Source organism: Candidatus Competibacter phosphatis, from assembly GCF_012939995.1.
Lineage (GTDB): Bacteria > Pseudomonadota > Gammaproteobacteria > Competibacterales > Competibacteraceae > Competibacter > Competibacter phosphatis.
This window is the reverse complement of the sequence record NZ_SPMZ01000079.1, coordinates 1-18,588: the sequence shown is the minus strand read 5'-3', so window position 1 is coordinate 18,588 and position 18,588 is coordinate 1. Positions and strand designations below refer to the sequence as shown.

Annotated in this window: 13 protein-coding genes and 2 pseudogenes; 10 read left to right on the top strand and 5 right to left on the bottom strand. The window is 61.9% G+C overall.

Annotated elements, in window-relative coordinates:
• Both E4P82_RS19650 and E4P82_RS19645 read left to right on the top strand, forming a co-directional pair.
• A pseudogene (locus E4P82_RS19650) lies at positions 1-2,929 on the top strand (efflux RND transporter permease subunit); the annotation flags it as partial.
• Between the two features lie 12 nt (positions 2,930-2,941).
• On the top strand, positions 2,942-3,847 hold the full coding sequence (locus E4P82_RS19645) for a cation diffusion facilitator family transporter (RefSeq protein WP_169250467.1): 906 nt from the start codon (positions 2,942-2,944) through the stop codon (positions 3,845-3,847).
• Positions 3,848-3,945: 98 nt separating this feature from the next.
• Here the strand turns inward: E4P82_RS19645 and cls are convergent, their stop codons facing one another.
• A complete protein-coding gene (gene cls / locus E4P82_RS19640; protein WP_169250466.1) occupies positions 3,946-5,409 on the bottom strand; it encodes a cardiolipin synthase in 1,464 nt (487 codons plus the stop codon).
• 383 nt (positions 5,410-5,792) lie between these two features.
• Here cls and E4P82_RS19635 point away from each other — a divergent pair, with 383 nt between their 5' ends.
• The 4 genes from E4P82_RS19635 (at position 5,793) to E4P82_RS19620 (ending at position 9,738) form a co-directional block, all read left to right on the top strand.
• Positions 5,793-5,999, top strand: a complete 207-nt coding sequence (locus E4P82_RS19635) for a hypothetical protein (protein WP_169250465.1) — start codon at positions 5,793-5,795, stop codon at positions 5,997-5,999.
• Positions 6,000-6,113: 114 nt separating this feature from the next.
• The gene (locus E4P82_RS19630) at positions 6,114-6,293 is read left to right on the top strand and encodes a hypothetical protein (RefSeq protein ID WP_169250464.1); all 180 of its coding nucleotides are present in this window, start codon (positions 6,114-6,116) and stop codon (positions 6,291-6,293) included.
• A gap of 80 nt (positions 6,294-6,373) precedes the next feature.
• Entirely contained in the window at positions 6,374-7,681 is a 1,308-nt protein-coding gene (locus E4P82_RS19625; RefSeq protein ID WP_169250463.1) for an ATP-binding protein, read from the top strand.
• A gap of 92 nt (positions 7,682-7,773) precedes the next feature.
• Positions 7,774-9,738, top strand: coding sequence for an APC family permease (locus tag E4P82_RS19620; RefSeq protein ID WP_169250462.1), 1,965 nt, complete (start codon positions 7,774-7,776; stop codon positions 9,736-9,738).
• A 7-nt stretch (positions 9,739-9,745) separates the two neighbouring features.
• On the opposite strand, the gene E4P82_RS19615 is transcribed toward E4P82_RS19620, so the two are convergent.
• The gene (locus E4P82_RS19615; RefSeq protein WP_169250461.1) at positions 9,746-10,381 is read right to left on the bottom strand and encodes an alpha/beta hydrolase; all 636 of its coding nucleotides are present in this window, start codon (positions 10,379-10,381) and stop codon (positions 9,746-9,748) included.
• 92 nt (positions 10,382-10,473) lie between these two features.
• Here E4P82_RS19615 and E4P82_RS19610 point away from each other — a divergent pair.
• Positions 10,474-12,302, top strand: a pseudogene (locus tag E4P82_RS19610) (SLC13 family permease).
• Here E4P82_RS19610 and E4P82_RS19605 read toward each other — a convergent pair.
• The 3 genes from E4P82_RS19605 to E4P82_RS19595 all read right to left on the bottom strand — a co-directional run bounded on the left by E4P82_RS19605 (position 12,265) and on the right by E4P82_RS19595 (position 16,182).
• Complete coding sequence (locus tag E4P82_RS19605; RefSeq protein ID WP_169250460.1) at positions 12,265-13,125, bottom strand: putative bifunctional diguanylate cyclase/phosphodiesterase; 861 nt, start codon at positions 13,123-13,125, stop codon at positions 12,265-12,267. The pseudogene E4P82_RS19610 and the gene E4P82_RS19605 sit on opposite strands and share 38 nt — an antisense overlap.
• Positions 13,049-14,749 carry a GGDEF domain-containing protein gene (locus E4P82_RS19600; RefSeq protein WP_169250459.1) on the bottom strand — a complete coding sequence of 567 codons (1,701 nt, stop codon included), beginning with the start codon at positions 14,747-14,749 and terminating at the stop codon, positions 13,049-13,051. The genes E4P82_RS19605 and E4P82_RS19600 overlap by 77 nt, the downstream gene beginning before the upstream one ends.
• Positions 14,750-14,829: 80 nt before the next feature.
• Positions 14,830-16,182: a replication initiation protein gene (locus E4P82_RS19595; RefSeq protein ID WP_169250458.1), complete on the bottom strand. Its 1,353-nt coding sequence runs from the start codon at positions 16,180-16,182 to the stop codon at positions 14,830-14,832.
• 783 nt (positions 16,183-16,965) lie between these two features.
• Here E4P82_RS19595 and E4P82_RS19590 point away from each other — a divergent pair.
• The 3 genes from E4P82_RS19590 to E4P82_RS19580 all read left to right on the top strand — a co-directional run.
• The gene (locus E4P82_RS19590) at positions 16,966-17,259 is read left to right on the top strand and encodes a BufA1 family periplasmic bufferin-type metallophore (protein WP_169250457.1); all 294 of its coding nucleotides are present in this window, start codon (positions 16,966-16,968) and stop codon (positions 17,257-17,259) included.
• A gap of 4 nt (positions 17,260-17,263) precedes the next feature.
• Entirely contained in the window at positions 17,264-18,127 is an 864-nt protein-coding gene (bufB, locus tag E4P82_RS19585; RefSeq protein WP_169250456.1) for an MNIO family bufferin maturase, read from the top strand.
• Positions 18,114-18,588: HvfC/BufC N-terminal domain-containing protein (locus E4P82_RS19580; protein WP_169250455.1), on the top strand; the 475-nt coding region annotated here is incomplete at its 3' end. The genes bufB and E4P82_RS19580, both read left to right, overlap by 14 nt.

Here is an 18,588-nt window from a genome sequence, read left to right as displayed (position 1 = left end):
GGCGCGAACATGGATGACACGATCAAGCAGGTCACCGAACGACTCGAACGGACCCTGCAAGAGGTCCAAAACCTGGACAATCTGCGCAGCTTCACGCGCGCCGGCGAGACCACCATCTTCGTGGACCTCAAGGGGAGTACGCAGGGCCGGGAGGTTTCGGACACTTGGTATCAGGTGCGTAAGAAGGTCGCCGACATGCGCCACACCCTGCCGCAAGGGATCGTCGGCCCCTTTTTCAACGATGAGTTCGGTGACACCTTCGGGATCATCTATGCCTTCACCGCCGATGGCTTCACCCACCGGGAGTTGCGCGACGCGGTTGAGGACATCCGTTCGCGCCTCCTGCTGGTCCCCGATGTCTCCAAGATCGATATCCTCGGCGCCCAGAACGAGGTGATCTACATCGACTTCTCGGTCGAGCGACTGGCGGGGCTCGGTTTCAATCCCAGCACCTTGATCGCGGCCCTGCGGGCGCAGAACATCGTCCTGCCCGCCGGGGTGCTGCGTACCGATCAGGAAACCATTGCGCTGCGCGTCTCGGGCGCCTTCACCTCCGAGCAGGACATCGCCGCCGTCACTTTCTCGATCAGGGATCGCATGTTGCGGCTCAGCGATATCGCCGAGGTTCGGCGAGCCTTTAGCGATCCACCCCAACCGATGTTTCGAATCAATGGCCAACCGGCGATCGGGCTGGCCATTGCCATGCGCGACGGCGGCGATACCTTGGCGCTCGGGCGGAACGTGGCGCGAGCGATCAAGGACATCACGGCGGACTTGCCTGCGGGCATCGAACCCCGGCTGGTAGCGGATCAGCCCTTGACGGTCGACCAGGCGATCAACGAGTTTACGGTCTCCCTCTGGCAGGCGATCGGCATCGTACTGATCGTCAGCTTCATTGCTCTGGGAGTGCGGGCCGGCACCGTGGTGGCGGTGGCGATTCCACTCACCTTAGCCATGGTCTTTCCGATCATGGATATCGTGAATATCGACTTGCAACGGGTCTCGCTCGGCGCACTCATCATCGCCCTGGCCCTCATGGTCGACGATGCGATGACCACCATCGACGCCATGAGTCGGCGTCTGGCCGCGGGCGACGACAAGGTGAGCGCGGCCACCTATGCCTATAAACACCTCTCCTTTGCGATGCTGATCGGCACCCTGGTCACCATCGCTGGTTTCGTCCCTATCGGCTTCGCCCAAAGCTCCGCCGGCGAGTACACCTTCTCAATCTTCGCGGTCGTTGGCATTGCCCTCATCGCTTCCTGGCTGGTGGCGATGGTGTTCGCGCCCTTGATCGGCATGGCGCTGTTGCGGCCACCGAAGACCGATCAGCTCGACAAGCCGAACCGCACGGTCCAGATCTATCAGGGCTTCCTGACCCTGGCGATGCGGGCGCGTTGGGTCACCATCGCGGTAACGATCGCGGTCTTTGTCGTGTCCCTCATGGCACTGGGTCAGGTGCCGCGTCAGTTTTTCCCGTCTTCGGACCGCCCCGAACTCCTGGTCGATCTGCAACTACCGCAAAATGCTTCGATCCATGCAACCGAGCGTCTCGTCAACCGCTTCGAGGAGTTTCTACGGAACGATCCCAACTTCGCGCCTGAAATCGAACGCTGGAGTACCTATATCGGTCAGGGCGCGATCCGCTTCTATTTGCCCCTCAACGTTCAGTTGGCCAATCCCTTCTTCGCTCAGGCGGTGATCGTATCGAAGGACATCGATGCCCGCGAGCGCCTGCAACCGCGTCTGGAACGCCTGCTCCTGGAAGAGTTTCCCGAAGTGGTCGGGCGCGTCTCGCCACTCGAACTTGGCCCTCCGGTGGGTTGGCCGGTGCAGTATCGCGTCGTGGGCCCGGATCCAACCCAGTTGCGCGACATCGCCTTGAAGCTGGGGGGATATCGTGGCGAATCATTCGGGTACGTTGCGTGTCAATTTCGATTGGATGGAACCGGAACGGGAACTGCGAATTCGCATCAACCAGGATAAGGTGCAGCAGCTCGGTCTGAGTTCGCAGGCGGTCGCCACGGCGCTCAACGCCAATATTTCGGGGACGGCCATCACCCAGGTCCGCGACGATATTTACCTGATCAACGTGGTGGTCCGTGAGCAGGGCGGGCAAAACCTCTCGATCGAGACCTTGAGTAACCTGCCGGTGGCGATGCCAGACGGCCGGACCATTCCGCTGACTCAGTTCGCGACCATTGAATACGCTCAGGACTACCCCATCGTGTGGCGACGCAACCGGCTGCCGACCTTGACCGTTCAGGCCGATATAGCGCCCGGGATGCTCCCCGAGACCGTGGTCAGCGATCTGGCCCCGGCGATCGCCGAGTTGAAAGCGAAGCTGCCCGTCGGCTATCGGATTGAGCTTGGCGGTACGGTCGAGGAAAGCGCGGCGTCGGGGGCATCGGTCTTCGCGGTCGTCCCACTGATGATCCTGATCATGCTGACCCTGCTGATCTTCCAGCTAAAAAGCTTCCAGCGCCTCATCATGGTCCTCAGCCTCGTGCCGCTGGGCCTGATCGGCGTGGTGGCGGCCCTGTTGGCATCCGGCAAACCGCTCGGGTTCGTCGCCATTCTCGGGATCCTGGCCCTGATCGGCATGATTGCAAAGAACGCGGTCATCCTGATCGACCAGATCGAAGCCGAGCGGGCCGCGGGCAAGGCGGTCTGGGAGGCGGTGGTGGAGGCGAGCAGTTCGCGCTTTCGGCCGATCATGCTGACCGCCCTGTCGACCGTGCTCGGTATGATCCCGATCGCACCCACCGTCTTTTGGGGTTCCATGGCCTACGCCATCATGGGTGGCCTGCTGGTGGCGTCGTTGCTCACGCTGATCTTCCTGCCGACGCTCTACGTCACCTGGTTCAAGGGGGTTCCGCCCACGGCGTCCGGGGATACCACGGCCGCTTCGAAAGACGCTCCAGCCTGACGGTCGACCATCGTGACCTCGTCCGAGACCGAGCAAAGGGTTCTCAAGCAGTCGATTGGGATTTCGGGAGCCTTCGCCAGTTCCGGGATTCTTCTCGGCTTGTTGTCGGGGTCGCAGTCGATCGTTTTCGACGGCTTATTCTCGGTCATCGACACCCTGGTGCTGATGCTGGCGCTGACCGCGGCGCGACTGGTGCAGCGCGAAGGCGACCGCCGCTTTCAGTATGGCTACTGGCATATCGAACCGATGGTGCTGGCGTTCAACGGTAGTGTGCTGATGTTCCTGTGCTTGTACGCGTTCATCAATGCGGTCGGCGGTTTTCTGGCGGGTGGGCACGAACCGGAACTGGACTGGGCCCTCGGCTACGCCACCGCCGCGTGTATCGTCACCTTCGGCATGTATTTCTACGAACGCCGGGCAAATCAGCGGGTCCGGTCGAATCTGTTACGCCTCGACGCCCAGAGTTGGTTGATGTCCGCCCTGATCGCCTCGGCCTTGCTGGTGGCTTTTGCCTTGGCCAAGGCGATCCAGGGCACACGTTTCGCTCCTCTGACGCCCTATGTCGACCCGACCGTGCTGGCGCTGTTGACCTTGTACCTGATCACGGTCCCGATCAAGACGGTTCGCCAGGCGCTGAATGAGATTTTGCTGATTACGCCGCCCAATTTGGATCGGGTGGTGCGCGCGGTGATGGAGTCGGTGGTCGAGCGCCATGGTTTCCGCAAGTACACGAGCTATGTCGCCAAGGTCGGGCGCGCTTATTTCATCGAGATTTATGTAGTCACGTCAGCGGACTTTGAGGCAGGCAGCATCGCCAAGCTGGACGACATTCGTCAGGAAATCGCCGCGGCCATTGGCGATCAGGGATCATATCAATGGTTAACCGTCGCCTTCACGGCCGATGAACGATGGATTTGAAGACGACGCGCCATCTCGAATTGCACCGGTAAGCGTCGCATCGATGCACTGCGAGGTCCAGGCACTCGGACCTCGCGCGGACCGATTTCAACCGCTGGCTACAGCACCGGCCCGAGCATCGCGATGGCGTTGTTCCAGAGGCGGCGTCTCACGGGCCAGGCAGTCACTTCGTTCAGCGCGACCGGGCGCGAGCGGGCGATATATTCCTGCTGGCGTTGCCGCATGTCGGCGGTCAGAACCGGATCGTAAAACAGGATGTTGTTTTCGTAATTCAGTTCGAAACTGCGCCGATCCATGTTGGCGGAACCGATCAGCGTCACCTCTCCGTCCAGAGTCAAAGACTTGGTGTGCAGCAAACCACCCACGTATTCGAAGATCCGTACGCCGGCGGTGAGCAGGTCACCGTAATAGCTACGACTCGCCGCGCCCACGATCCACGAATCGTTTCTGGCCGGAAAGACGATGGTCGTAGCCACACCACGGTAAGCGCTCGCGCACAGAGCCGATTGCATGGGGTCGTCGGGGACGTAATAAGGGGTGGTGATGACCAGTTCGCGGCGGGCGCTGTAGATCAGGGACTCGAACATCTCGGGCATGGCCGAGTAGCGCATCGTCGGCCCGGTACCGATCACCTGCGCCGGTAAGCCCGGCGGAACCGGGGGGATCGGTTGCCGCAGCAGGTCCGTGATGTCATCGTCCACATGGGCCATCCAGTCGCTGGCGAACAGAGCCTGGTTTTGACGGGCGATCGGTCCTTCGAAACGCATCATCGCATCCACCCAGGGCGCATACTTCGGTTTGACCCGAAACTCCGGATCGGCGCAATTCTGGCTGCCGCAATAGGTGATGCGTCCGTCGATGACGACGATCTTGCGGTGATTGCGCAGGTCGATGCGACCCGTCAACGCGCGCCGTAGCGGATTGCCGATCGGCAGGGCACGCGCCAAGCGGATACCGGCGGCACCCATGGCCCGCCAATGCTCGGATTGGATCATGAGCCGCGAACCCAGGTCGTCCGCCATCGCCCGGCAGGCGACACCCCGCGCGGTGGCGCGTTTCAGCACCTCGACGATCTTGCGGCCATTGTTGTCCGGCAGCCAGATATAGAAGAGCAGATGGACATGCTCCCGCGCGGCATCGATGTCCGCCACCATGGCATCGATCACGGCGTTGGAATCCGCCAGCAGGCATGCCGAATTGCCGCCGACGGGTTCGAATCCGCTGATCGAGTGCCCGACTCGGAACAGGTGTGCATGACGTTCCGGTACGGGTACGTTTGGCTGCAGCTTCTTCACATCCGTATCCGCGACATCGGGCAGGGCTGGCATCCGCGCCAAGACGGCCCGCATTCGTTGCACGCGGCGGCGGCCGATGTTCACTTCACCCAGCAACAGGTAGGAGAGGATGCCCAACACCGGCAGGGAGACAATCACCACTACCCAGGCAATGCGCGAGGCCGGATCTCGATGCGGGCGCAACAGTGCTCGTGCGACGAGCGCGAACTGGATGAGGACATGTAACGCCGTCAGGAAGATCGCTGATAGAAACGGTGTTTCGTTCACTGCATGAATCCTGAAAGTTTCGTTGGTCTCTGGGGTGTCGGACCGCTTGCATGTGCAGGCATATGGCTTATCGAAGGCGATCGGCCGTTAGTCCAATCTTAGTCTTATTGGCGCTTGGCGAACTGAACTCTTCGAGATGATGTTATAAATAGATCAATTTTTAACCGATTTTGTTTGAATAGCAAAATATATTGTTTCTACATATAAATAGTTTCATATAAATTCCAATTAACATGAACTTATCCACAGTATTTGTGGATAACCTCTCAAAAAAATCATCATTAGCCACCTCCCTCACGATCCGTTATCCATCTCACTTGACAATTAGCAAAACGCGTACACAATACATACTATGTATTGCCAACGTATATACACCATATGCCATGGGTAAGAAGAAAAAGAAATCCGACAAGGATGAAGACGTGAAGTTGGTGGTGCGAATCGAAGCAGGGTTACGCGATGCCTTCATCGAAGCCTGCCAAGAGATGGATACCACCGCATCAAGGGAAGTACGGCAATTCGTCCGTGACTTCCTCGCGCGCTCGGGCAAATCCGACATATCCAGCATGGACGATGACAATGAGCTGTAAGTGCCGCGCGCTCGAACAAAACGAACGCCTGAGGTCCAGCGAACAACCCTTGAACTCCGGCAGGACTCCTGCCCTGCGATTTTCTCATAACCCTACAGCGAGAGGTGATTACTCATGATTGAACGCCCCCCCGCTATCGCTCCTCAAGAGCAGACCCAAGCGGCCATCACAGCCATGCACGCCTATTTCGATGCGACGGCGCGCGCCCGGCCCCGGCGCGAACGTCAGTATCTGGCCCATGAATGGCTGGCGGCCATTCGCCGGTTGCGGACCGTCGGTCACCAAGACCGCTGACCATTGCTTTCCCACCGGCGGTTACTTTTCCCCTTCGCCGGCGCTCGCGCTGAAACCGGCCACCCTCTCGGAGACAGCAGGTGCGATCCATTCGCCAGCGGCTGCTGCTGTGGCTACTGGTCGGTCTGGCGCTGGTACTAGCCATATCCGGGCTTGCCACCTACCGGCAGGCCCGTGCCGAAATCAACACCCTGTTCGATTACCAGCTCAAGCAGACCGCACTGGCGCTACGCAATCAAAATCTGCTGACCCTGGCGATGAGCGCCGATCCGAGTGAAGGCGAAAGCGACCTGCTGGTTCAGATCTGGGATCGAAATCGCGGCCTGCTCTACGTCTCGCGCAGTTCGCGGGAGCTACCGTTCGCAACCCAGCAGGGCTTTACCGATCTACTCTGGCGGAACGAAAGCTGGCGCTTGTTCGCCCTGAACGTCGGCGATCGCATCGTGCAAATCGCCCAGCCGACCCGCGTGCGGTTGCGGATGAGCGCCGACATCGCCCTGCGTAATCTGGCACCGTTCCTGCTGCTGTTACCGGGAATGGGCGCGGTGATCTGGTTCGGCGTCGGCGCGGGGCTGCGACCGTTGCGCCGACTCACCGCCGAACTGCAAAGCCGCCGCGCCGACTCTCTGGAACCGGTGACGTCGATTCAACCGCCAGTGGAGATCGCGCCGCTGATTGGCGCCCTCAACGACCTGCTGGCGCGGCTGGCCCGCATCCTCGACACGCAAAGACAGTTCATCGCCGACGCCGCCCACGAACTGCGCACGCCACTGACCGCCGTCCGCCTGCAAGCCGAACTGGCGCAACGACAGACCGTAAGCGCCGAACACCGCGCCGGCGCACTGGCGGATTTACGAATTGGGCTGGAACGCGCCACTCACCTGGTCGAGCAACTGCTGGCCATGGCCCGGCTGGATGCCGCGCCCGGCACCGGGACGGTCGAGCCGGTGGAGTTGCGCGCCCTGGCCAAGACCGTAATCGCCGAGCTGGCCGCCATCGCCGACGCCCGCGATCTCGATCTTGGCCTGCTGCCCGGCGAAACCGCCACCATCGCCGGCGACCCCGCCGAACTGCGCACGCTGCTCGGCAATCTGGTGGATAACGCCCTGCGCTACACGCCCGGCGGCGGCCGGGTGGATGTCGGCATCCAGCGCGGTCCCCATGAAATCGTGCTGAGCGTGCGCGATACCGGACCCGGCATTCCGCTGGAAGAACGGTTCCGAGTGTTCGACCGCTTCCACCGCGGCGCCCAGGCCAGCGCACCCGGCAGCGGCCTGGGTCTGGCAATCGTCAAAGGCATCGCCGACCGGCATCGCGCCCGCATCGAACTGAGCGAACCGGAAGACAGTCCGGGCTTGCGAGTCACGGTGCACTTCGCGCCGTCCTGAACGCGGCGGCCGACGGCCAACCCCGACGCGCGGACACTGGATAGTGGAGTATATTAAATGGATATTATGGAAACCGCTCACAGGTACCCCCAATGCCGTTCGTTGACAAACTCGGGGAAGCGGTCATCGGCAAGCCGCGCGACCCGCTCCATCCCGAAACCCGCCACAACATGGTGTTGGTTGCATTCCTGGCCTGGATTGGTCTTGGTGCCGACGGCTTATCCTCCGCCTGTTACGGCCCGGAGGAAGCGTTTCTGGCACTGGGTCAGTACACCCATTTCGGCCTGTACTTGGCCGCCGCCACCTTCCTGACCGTATTCATCATCGCCTTGGCGTACAACCAAGTCATCGAGCTGTTTCCGAGCGGTGGCGGCGGTTACAAGGTGGCGACCCAGTTGCTGGGCTCCAAGGCCGGGCTGATATCCGGCTCGGCCTTGCTGGTGGATTACATCCTCACTATCGCCATCTCCATCGCCGCTGGCGTGGACGCCCTATTTAGCCTGCTGCCACCTAGCGCTCAACCCTACAAGCTCACGGCCGAAATGGCGTTCGGCATCGTCCTGATCGTGCTCAATCTGCGTGGGATGAAGGAATCCATCCAGATCCTGCTGCCAATCTTTCTCGGTTTCTTTCTCACGCATACCTTCCTGATTCTCTATGGCGTCATCGCCCATGCCGAGGGTCTGCCTCACCTGATCCCGGACACCCTGAACGAGACCCAGCAACTCACCGACCATATGGGCTGGGCGTTCGCTATTTCGCTGTTCCTGCGCGCCTATTCATTGGGCGGCGGTACCTATACCGGGCTGGAGGCGGTCTCCAACAACGTCAACATGCTCAGCGAGCCGCGGGTGCGCACCGGCACCTACACCATGCTATACATGGCCGGCTCGCTGAGCTTCACCGCCGGCGGCGTCATCCTGCTGTACCTGCTCTGGAACGTGCAGCCCATCGCCCATCAGACCCTGAACGCGGTCACGTTCAATGCCATCATTGCCAGTTGGCAACTCGACCCGACCCTCAGTCACGGCCTGCTGGCGGTGGTGCTATTGCTGGAGGCGGGGTTATTGTTCGTGGCCGCCAACACCGGCTTTCTGGGCGGCCCGACGGTGCTGGCGAACATGGCGGTGGATTCTTGGGTACCACGCCAATTCCGCAACCTGTCCGGCCGGCTGGTCACACAAAACGGCATTTTCCTGATGGGATTGGGCGCCATCGGCATTTTGATATGGACGCAGGGCGATGTATCGGTGCTGGTGGTGCTGTATAGCATCAACGTATTCATCACCTTCTCGCTATCGCTGCTCGGACTGTGCAAGCACTGGTGGGAAAGCCGCTACGACGAAGCTCACTGGAAATCACGGCTGCTGCTAGCGCTGCTCGGATTCATGGTCGTGGGCGGCATCCTGGTGGTTACGGTGGTCGAAAAATTCACCGAGGGCGGCTGGCTGACGCTGCTGATCACCAGCCTGCTCATCGGGGTCTGCGCGCTGATCAAGAACCACTACGAACAGGTCCGCCGGCAGTTGCATACCATCGACGCACTCTACGCGCCGCGGCCCAATTGGGGCGAGGACCTGCCGGAACCCCCACTGGACCCCGAACAGGCGACCGCCATCTTTCTGGTCGGCAAGAATCGCGGGCTCGGCATGTACGCGCTCAAGTGGCTGAACGAGCTGTTTCGCGGCCACTTCAAGAACTTCGTTTTCATCAGCGTCGGCGAAGTGGATACGGAGAGCTACGGCGGCAAGGGGGCGCTACGCTCCCTGCAATACCAGATTGAAAACTCGCTGCGCTATTACGTGAACTATTGCCATCATCAGGGCTGGGCAGCGGCTTCTTACTCCGCTTACGGCACCGACGCGGAAGCGGAACTGGAAAAACTGACGGTCAGCGTGGTCGAGCGTTATCCCAACAGCGTTTGCCTGGCCAGCAAGCTCATCTTCAACAGCGAGAACTGGTTCATCTCCTGGCTGCACAATCACACGGCCATCGCCATGCAGCGCCGGCTGCACCTGCGGGAGATCCAGATGATCATTACCCCGATCAAGATCTAAACCGACACTACGGGCCAGCCGGGGCCGTCAGTAGCGTTTCGAGCAGCGTCGCCAGCCGGTCCAGCGCGCCCCCGTGAAAAAAATGGTCGGCCCCCGACAGCACATGCAGACCGGCGGCCGGCTGCCAGCGCGGCAACTGTTCCCGCAACACATCCAACGGCGCGAAACTGTCGCGATCGCCAGCCACCACCCGCAACGCCACCGACGGTGGCACCACCATCCCGTCAAACTCCAGATACGCCACCGGCGGCGCCACCAGCAACAGCCGACTCACCCCGGCGGGTGGCGGATCGAGACCCAGGTTGATCCAGGCACCGAAGGAATAGCCGGCCAGGTCGGTCACGGTCTTGCCCGCCGCGTCCAGGAAGGCCGCCGCCGCGCGCAGGTCGTCCCGCTCGCCCCGGCCATCGTCGTAACCCCCAGCGCTGGCGCCGACCCCGCGAAAATTGAAGCGCAGCGTACTGTAACCCAAGCATTGGTAGGCATCGGCCAGCGCCACCACCACCGGATTGTCCAACTCGCCGCCGTACAGTGGATGCGGGTGGGTGATGACCGTGGCCCACGGGCCGGACGCCAGCCACAAGCGACCCTCCAACCGCAGCCGGCCAACGTTGAAAAAGACGGTTTCCTCGTTTTCGGACATGACGGGCGGCTCTCGTTTGGGCTAAGGTTGGCTGCATTTTTCCATAGATGGCCCCAATAATCAGGCGGCCGCTCGCAAGGAGCCGACTTTCCATGACCCCCGATGCCCAGTTCGTTTTTGGCCTGCTGGCCGTGACCGTGGTGCTGTTCGCCAGCGACCGGCTGCGGCCGGACGTGGTGGCCACGTTGGTGATCCTGGCGCTGATCCTGAGTGGATCCCTGACCGTGTCCGAAGCGGTGGCCGGCTTCGGCGACCCATTGGTCCTGCTGATCGCCGGACTGTTCGTGGTCGGCGAGGGACTGGTGCGGACCGGCGTCGCCTATCAGGTCGGCGTCTGGCTGACCCGGCTGGCCGGCGCCAGTGAAACCCGCTTGCTGGTGCTGCTGATGCTAGCCGTGGCCGGGTTGGGCGCGTTCATGAGTTCCACCGGCGTGGTGGCGATCTTCATCCCGGTGGTGCTCGGCATCACCGCCCGGCTCGGCATCGGCCCCGGCCGATTGATGATGCCGCTGGCCTTCGCCGCCCTGCTCAGCGGCCTGCTGACCCTGATCGCCACCCCGCCCAACCTGGTGATCAACGACGCCCTGCGCGGCGCCGGCCTGCAACCGTTCGGCTTTTTCGGCATCACCCCGATCGGCCTGCTGGCGCTCGCGCTGGGCATCGTCTACATGATGACGCTCGGTCGCCGGCTGCTGCCGGCCACCCCCCCCGCAAACCGGCACCCGCCGGCCGTCGGCAGACCCTGCTGGAGCTGGCGGAAAGTTACAATCTGACCCAGCAGTTGCACCGCTTGCGACTCGATTCCGACTCGTCATTGATCGGCGAGACCGTCGCCAGCGCGCAATTGCGCACCCGCTATGGCATCACCATCGTCGGCGTCGGGCGGCAGGAACGCTTTACCGAAACGGTGTCGCCGGCGCTGGCCAATACCGAATTCCACCCCGCCGACGCGCTGTACGTGGTCGGACCGGACGAGGCGGCCACCGCGCTGTGCTCCACCGAGCGGCTCAGCCGCCTGTTGATCGCGGAAAGCCAGCAACGCAGCCTGGTCAACGAGCTGGGCATGGTGGAAGTGATGCTGCCGCCGGATTCGGAACTGATCGGCCAGACCCTGCGGCAGGCCGCGTTTCGCAGCCATCACGGCCTGAGCGTGCTGGGTATCCGCCGCAACCGCCAACCGCTGCCCGGCAATCTGATCGAGGAAGAGTTGGCCTTCGGCGACATCCTGCTGGTCGCCGGGGCCTGGAAGCGGATCGGCCTGCTACAGGGCGAGCAAAAGCATTTTCTGGTGCTCGGTCTGCCGGCGGAGTTGAGCGACGTCGCCCCCGCCTACCGACAAGCGCCCTTCGCTCTGGCGATCCTGCTGGCCATGGTGCTGGCCATGACCTTCGGGTTGGTGCCCAACGTGGCGGCGGTGTTGCTGGCGGCGCTGGCGATGGGCTTGTTTCGCTGCCTGCGCATGGAAGACGCCTATCGTTCGATCAATTGGCCTAGCCTGGTGGTGATCGCCGGCATGCTGCCCCTGGCCAAGGCGCTGCAGCAAGCCGGCGGCGTGACCTTGATCGCCGACGGGCTGGTGGCGGGACTGGGTGGATTCGGCCCCTTGGCGCTGCTGGCCGGTATCTTCGTGCTGGCGGCGCTGATTGGCATGTTCATCTCCAACACCGCGACGGCGGTGCTGATCGCGCCGGTCGCCATCGCCGCCGCCCAGAAACTCGGGGTATCGCCCTATCCCTTCGCCATGACCGTGGCGGTGGCGGCGTCGGCGGCCTTCGTCACCCCGGTGTCATCGCCGGTCAACACCTTGGTGCTGGCGCCCGGTGGCTACCGCTTCAACGACTTCATGCGGGTGGGACTGCCGTTGCTGCTGCTGACGATGGCGCTCACTCTGCTGGTGACCCCCCTGCTGCTACCGCTCTGACCCGATCCTGGTGCAACAGCTTCCGGAATTCTTCCAGCGGCAGCGGATGGCCGAAATGGAAACCTTGACCTTCGTCGCAACCATGCGCTTGCAGGAACGCAAGCTGCTCCATGGTTTCCACGCCCTCCGCCACCACATCCAATTGCAGGCCGTGCCCTAGAGTGACGATCGCATCGACAATCGCGGCACTGCTGGTGCTGGCTGGCAGGTGCATCACGAAAGATCGATCGATCTTGAGCACGTCCACCGGAAATCGCTGCAAATAACTCATCGACGAATAGCCGGTTCCGAAGTCGTCGATGGCCAAGCGCAAACCCATGGTCTTGAAACCCTTCAACGTCGCGATATTGTCCTCGGTATGATGCATCAGGATGCTTTCGGTCAGTTCCAGTTCCAGGCAGGTCGAATCGAAACCGTCCTGGGACAGTATGTTATGCACCAAGTCGACCAAATCGGACTGATGGAACTGGCGGCCCGACAGATTGACCGCTACCCGTAACCCCGGGAAACCTCGGCGATGCAGTTGGCCGATCTCGCGCACGGCTTCGCGCAACACCCACTCGCCAAGCGGTAAAATCAAACCGCTGTCCTCGGCGATCGGAATGAAGCGAGCGGGCGACAGCAGGCCGAATTGGGGATGGTTCCAGCGAATCAGCGCTTCGGCGCCAGTGATGGCCCTGAGGTGGAAATCCCACTTTGGCTGGTAATACAGCACCAATTGCCGCCGGTCCACGGCGTACCGCAGGCTATTTTCCAAGTCCAACCGCTCGCGGGCCAGCACGGTGGCACCCGACAGATAAAACTGATAGTTGTTTCGCCCCATGTCCTTGGCCCGGTACAGGGCGACATCGGCGTTTTTTCAGCAAGCTCTCCGCGCCACGGCCATCGCGCGGAAATACGCTGATCCCGATGCTGCAACTGGCATGCAATTCTTTCTCGTCGAGTGCGCAGGGCCGCGCCACCATGTTCAGAATTCGCTGCGCGATGCGGGCGGCATCGCCGTTGGCGTTCGTCAGATCGGGCAGGACGATGGCAAATTCGTCGCCACCCTGGCGCGACACGGTATCGCCCGGCCGCACGCATTTTTGCAAGCGCGCCGCCACCTCCCGCAGCAATTGATCTCCAACCGAATGGCCCAGGGTGTCGTTGATACGCTTGAACAGGTCGAGATCCACCAGCAGGACTCCAACCTGGGTGTGGTCGCGGTCGGCCCGCGCCACCGCCTGCAACAGCCGGTCGGTCAGCAGCTCCCGGTTCGGCAAGCCGGTCAGTGCATCGTGGTGCGCCAATTTCCGAATGCGTTCCTCCGCCTGTTTGCGCTCGGTAATGTCCTGCACCACGGTCACGAAATGATCCACCATCCCGTTCGACCGGCGCACGCAGCGAGTCGAAACGCTGGCGTAAACCAGCACGCCATCAGGGCGCAGGAAGCGCTTGTCGAGCGAGTAGCCATCGATGCGCCGGGCCATCACCCGTTCGAATTGAGCGATATCGACGTCCAGATCGTCCGGGTGAGTCTGCTCGGCCCAACTCAACCTGAGCAGTTGTTCCCGCCGGTAACCGAGGATCTCGCACAGCCGGTCGTTGACTTCCCACCAGCGCTTATCGGAGCCGGTCAGCGCCACGCCAACCAATGACAGCTCGAAATAGCTGCGGAAGCGGGTCTCGCTGGCACGCAGGGTTTCCTCGGTCCGCTTGAAGCCGGCGATGTCCACGTTGACGCCCAGATACGACACGATCCGGCTGGCGCGATCGCGCAACGGCACGATGTGGGTACTCAGCCACGCCACCCGACCCGAGGGGCCGCGCAAGCGGTGGTCGGCGGCAAATCCGGATTCCTGTTCGACCGCCGTCCGCCAATCCCGCAGCACCTGTTCGCGCTCGTCGGGATGCACGAACTGCATCCACGGCAACCCGGTCGCCTGTTCGGCGGTCAGGCCGCTCATCTGGCACCAGCGTTCGTTGACGTACTGGCAGCGGCCTTCGACATCGACCAGAAAAACACCGACCGGCAGTTGCTGGCTGAGATTGCGAAATCGGTATTCGCTGTCGCGCAGGGCCGCGACGGCCTGCCGCTGGTGTTCGATTTCCGCCTTCAACTCCGTCTGGCGGTGCTCGCCGCTCAGCCGCTGGTTTTCAAGCCAGGTTTCCAGGGCTCCGTGCTGGCTCTCCAGTGCGACGACCTGTGCTTCCAGATGATCCCGCGCCACCTTGAACCGGCTCCGCTGACTGAAAAACATCGCGGCCAGCACTCCGATCAACCCCAGCAGGATCAGTGTGCCGCCGGCCCACAGACCAAAGCTGCCGCGAGCGACCCCAGCGGTAGTCTCGGCTGTCGCAAGCAAGATGGGTGGCCAACCGCCAACCGCGCACACCAGCAGCAGCAGGCCCAATAGCCGGATGCACCGACCTCTACCCTTGACACCGGCTGGTGGCGCGACTTGCACCCTCAACCCACGAGCAGACCACTCTCTCCCAAGCAGATGCATTCGATTCTTCTTGGTTTGAAATCCCAGGATACCGTCACTTAAACGGGAATATCGTTGCCCTTCGAAGCAGCATAGGCGGCAAACTTTCCTTCGTCCATCGCTCCAACCAATCGTTCGCGGGCAAAAACCCGGAAATGGCTTTCCACGATCTTGCTGCTCAATCCGCTCTTGCGATACAGACCGAGGATGAGCCGCGCCTCGAAACCGTCGCCGCGCTCCAACCGGGCGATGTAATCCCGCTCCAGCGCCGCCCGCTCCACCGGGCTCAAACGCTCCAGCGCCGCCTGTAGCCGCTCCGTCACAAATTGGGTGCGCAAGCGTTCGAGTCGCTCCGTCGCCGGCTCGCCGGCCTCCTCGCCCGCGTCGACGGACCCGGAAGCCACCTCCGGATTCGGCAACCGGCGTGGCGTCGCCGCCGGTCGATAGTCCTCGCGTAGCGCCGCAAGCAGATAGGCGGGTAAATTACGGACCTTGCCGGCGGCCAGATCGCGCTCAACCACGGCGATGTTGTCTTCCAGATAGCTTGGCGCGTGGCTGGCGAGCGCCATGCGAATCTGGCGGGCGTTCAGGCCGAGCGTCACTAATTTGCCACGCAAGCGCCAATTTTGTTCGGCCGTGTCGCCCGGAGTCGGTTCGGCGGCTTCCGTCTCGGCCGAAACGGCGAGCGCGGCCTGCCGTTGGGCGAATAGCAACATCTGCGGGTTGTCGCTGACCTGGAAGCGCACCGCATTGATCTTGCGGCGATCGCGCTGGTACTCGACCTCCAGGAGTAGATCCGAGGTTTCGTTGACCTGCCGCGCCGCCGGCTTGATCACCTTGTCATTGAACTTGCGGAAGTCCTGATAGTAGGCATCCGTCTCGCCGATGCCCAGCAACCGCTTGAGGTTGTCCAGCGGAATCCAGCCGGTGGTGCCAACCCGTCGGTAGCGCAGACAGTTCTCGTACAGGGCCAGGGCATAGCCGCTGCTGAACTTGCGCTGGATGCTGAGATTGAGCAGCGCGTAGATCTCCGGCCGGTAGAGTTTTTCGCACAGATCCGGGCTGTAGGCATAGATGCAATAGCCGCTCTTGATCACCGCCTGCGCCAGCAGGGTGGTGGCACCCCACTCTTCGTGCGCGCCGTTCTCGTCGAGGATGTTCCATTCCAGCACGGTCCGCGCCAGTGTCTTGAGAGCTTCCTTGAGCGGCTCCAGGTTGTTGGTGTTGAAGCCGATCGCCTCGGCCAGATCCTTGACCCGGATGTGGTGAACGCGCGCCGTCAGCAGGCTTTCATAGGCGTTGTACAACAGCACGTTCGACGCCTTCCGCTGGGTGAGCGTCAGCCGGTTGCTGATGTGGATGGCGGCGATGTGCTTTTTAAGATTCTGATCGGCCAGATCGGTCATGGCCATCTTGCGAGCGGTATCCGCCTCTCTATTCCTGTCTTTTTGTTCCCGCGGATTTGAGGTCGTCATACCGTTTCAGCGTAGCAAAAAATGTCCCCACATCCCAAGAAATTTAAGGGGACAATTCATGCGCGCCAGCCCATCCCATAAATGGGGACATTTCCAATGCGTCGATCCGAGGGCCACTAGCTCGCGGATCAATTCGTCAAGAAAATAACATGTTGATTATAAATATTTTCGCGTCGATTCTCGTCGCAAGGCGGCCAAATGTCCCCGTTAATAGGATATTTAACGGTTTCATCCCATAAACGGGGACATTACATCCCATAAACGGGGACATTACATCCCATAAACGGGGACATTACATCCCATAAACGGGGACATTACATCCCATAAACGGGGACATTACCATCCTCAAGAAATTGATTTTAAAAAAGAATTCGCACCCTAAACATTCTTTAAACATATTTAAACGTTTTTAAACGTTTTTTAAACGAGCGTCGTCGTCGTTTTTTTTCGACAGCAAAACCAACGCGGCCAACCCCGATGATTAGGGCATCCCGAACCCCGGAAAATCGGTTCGAAGAGGAGAAATTCGAACCGTCCCGATCATCCATCAATCGTTTTCGGAAACCATTCCCCAAAACCGGTCTGGTGGAGACGAGCAAGACAAATTTTTTTTCGTCGCCGCATCCGATCGCTTTCTCCCTGCGTAAGCATGGATGTCAGTCGGATCGCTACCCTCCGAATGACACTTTTCCCAACCATTACCGCTAGAGGAATTTCCACATGGTCAAGAATGCCTTCAACCAGTTCGCGCTCGCCGCCGCCATTGCCGGCGCCATGGGTCTCGCCGCCAGCCCCGTCTTTGCCGCCGAGGGTGGCAAGGAAAAGTGTTACGGCGTCTCCAAGGCCGGCGAGAACGACTGCGCCAGCGCCGCCGGTACCCATTCCTGCGCCGGCAACTCGACGACCGACTACGACGGTCAGGACTGGAAATACGCGGCCAAGGGAACTTGCGAGAAGCTGGGCGGCAAGTCGGCGCCGTTCAAGGGCCAAGGCATGCCGGCCAAGTCGAGCTGACGCCATGAGCCTGGCTCACAACCGCGCCGCCATTCCCGCCCAAGCCGGAATCGGTCTGCGCCACCCTCATCTGCCGGCATTCCTGGCCGCGCCCCAGCCGGCGGCGTGGCTGGAGATCCACAGCGAGAACTATCTGGCGCCCGGCGGTCCCCGCTTGGCGGCGCTGGAGCGGCTGCGCGGCGACTATCCGCTGAGTTGCCATGGTGTCGGTTTGTCGCTGGGTTCGGCGGAGGAGCTGGACGAGGCGCATCTGGCGCGGTTGCGGGCCTTGTACGACCGACTGGAGCCGGAGCTGGTCTCCGAGCATCTGGCCTGGTCCACGGCCCCGGACGGGACCTTTCTGGCCGATCTGCTGCCATTGCCCTATACCGACGAGGCGTTGGACATCGTTGCCGCCAATGTCGGGCGGGCACAAGAGGCGCTGGGCCGGCGCCTGCTGGTCGAAAACCCGTCCACCTATCTGCGATTTCGGGAAGCCGACTGGGACGAAGCCGGTTTTCTGAGCGAACTGGTCCACCGCACTGGCTGCGGCCTGCTGCTGGATGTCAACAACCTGTACGTCAGCGCCGCCAATGGTGGGGACGATCCGCTGGCGGCGTTGGAACGGCTGCCGCTGGCGGCGGTGGGCGAAATCCACATCGCCGGCCACGCCCGGGTGGCGACTCCGGTGGGCGAGCTGTTGATCGACGATCACGGTTCCACGGTGGCCGAGCCGGTCTGGGCGTTGCTGCGGGCGGTGCTGGCGCGAAACGGTCCCCGGCCGGTGCTGGTGGAGTGGGATACGAATATTCCCGAACTACCGGTGTTGCTGGCCGAGGCGGCGCGGGCCGAGTTCCACCTGTGGGAGGTAAGCGATGCGGCTGGCTGAACTGCAAACCCGCATGCGGCAAACGCTGCTGACCGGCGGTTCCCCCGACCCGGAACTGCTGGCGCTGCTGGCCGACCCGCCGCCGCAACGCGAGCGCCGGTTGGCGGTGTATCGCAACAACGTTCGCCACGCGCTGCTGAGCGTGCTGGACGCGGCCTTTCCCGTGGTCCGGGAATTGATCGGCGCGGACTGTTTCAGCGCTACCACGCTGGCATTTATCGCCCAGCGGCCACCGCATGTCCCGGCGCTGTATGCCTATGGCGGCGAGCTGCCCGGTTTCCTGGCCGATTTCGCGCCGCTGGCGGAATTGCCCTGGCTGGCGGATGTGGCCCGGCTGGAATGGGCGCGCAATGAAGCGCTGTTCGCCGCCGACCGGGAACCGCTGAGTCCGAACCAATTGGCCACCGTGCCCGTCGCCGAGTTGCCTGGGCTGCGACTGGGGTTGCATCCCTCGGCATGGC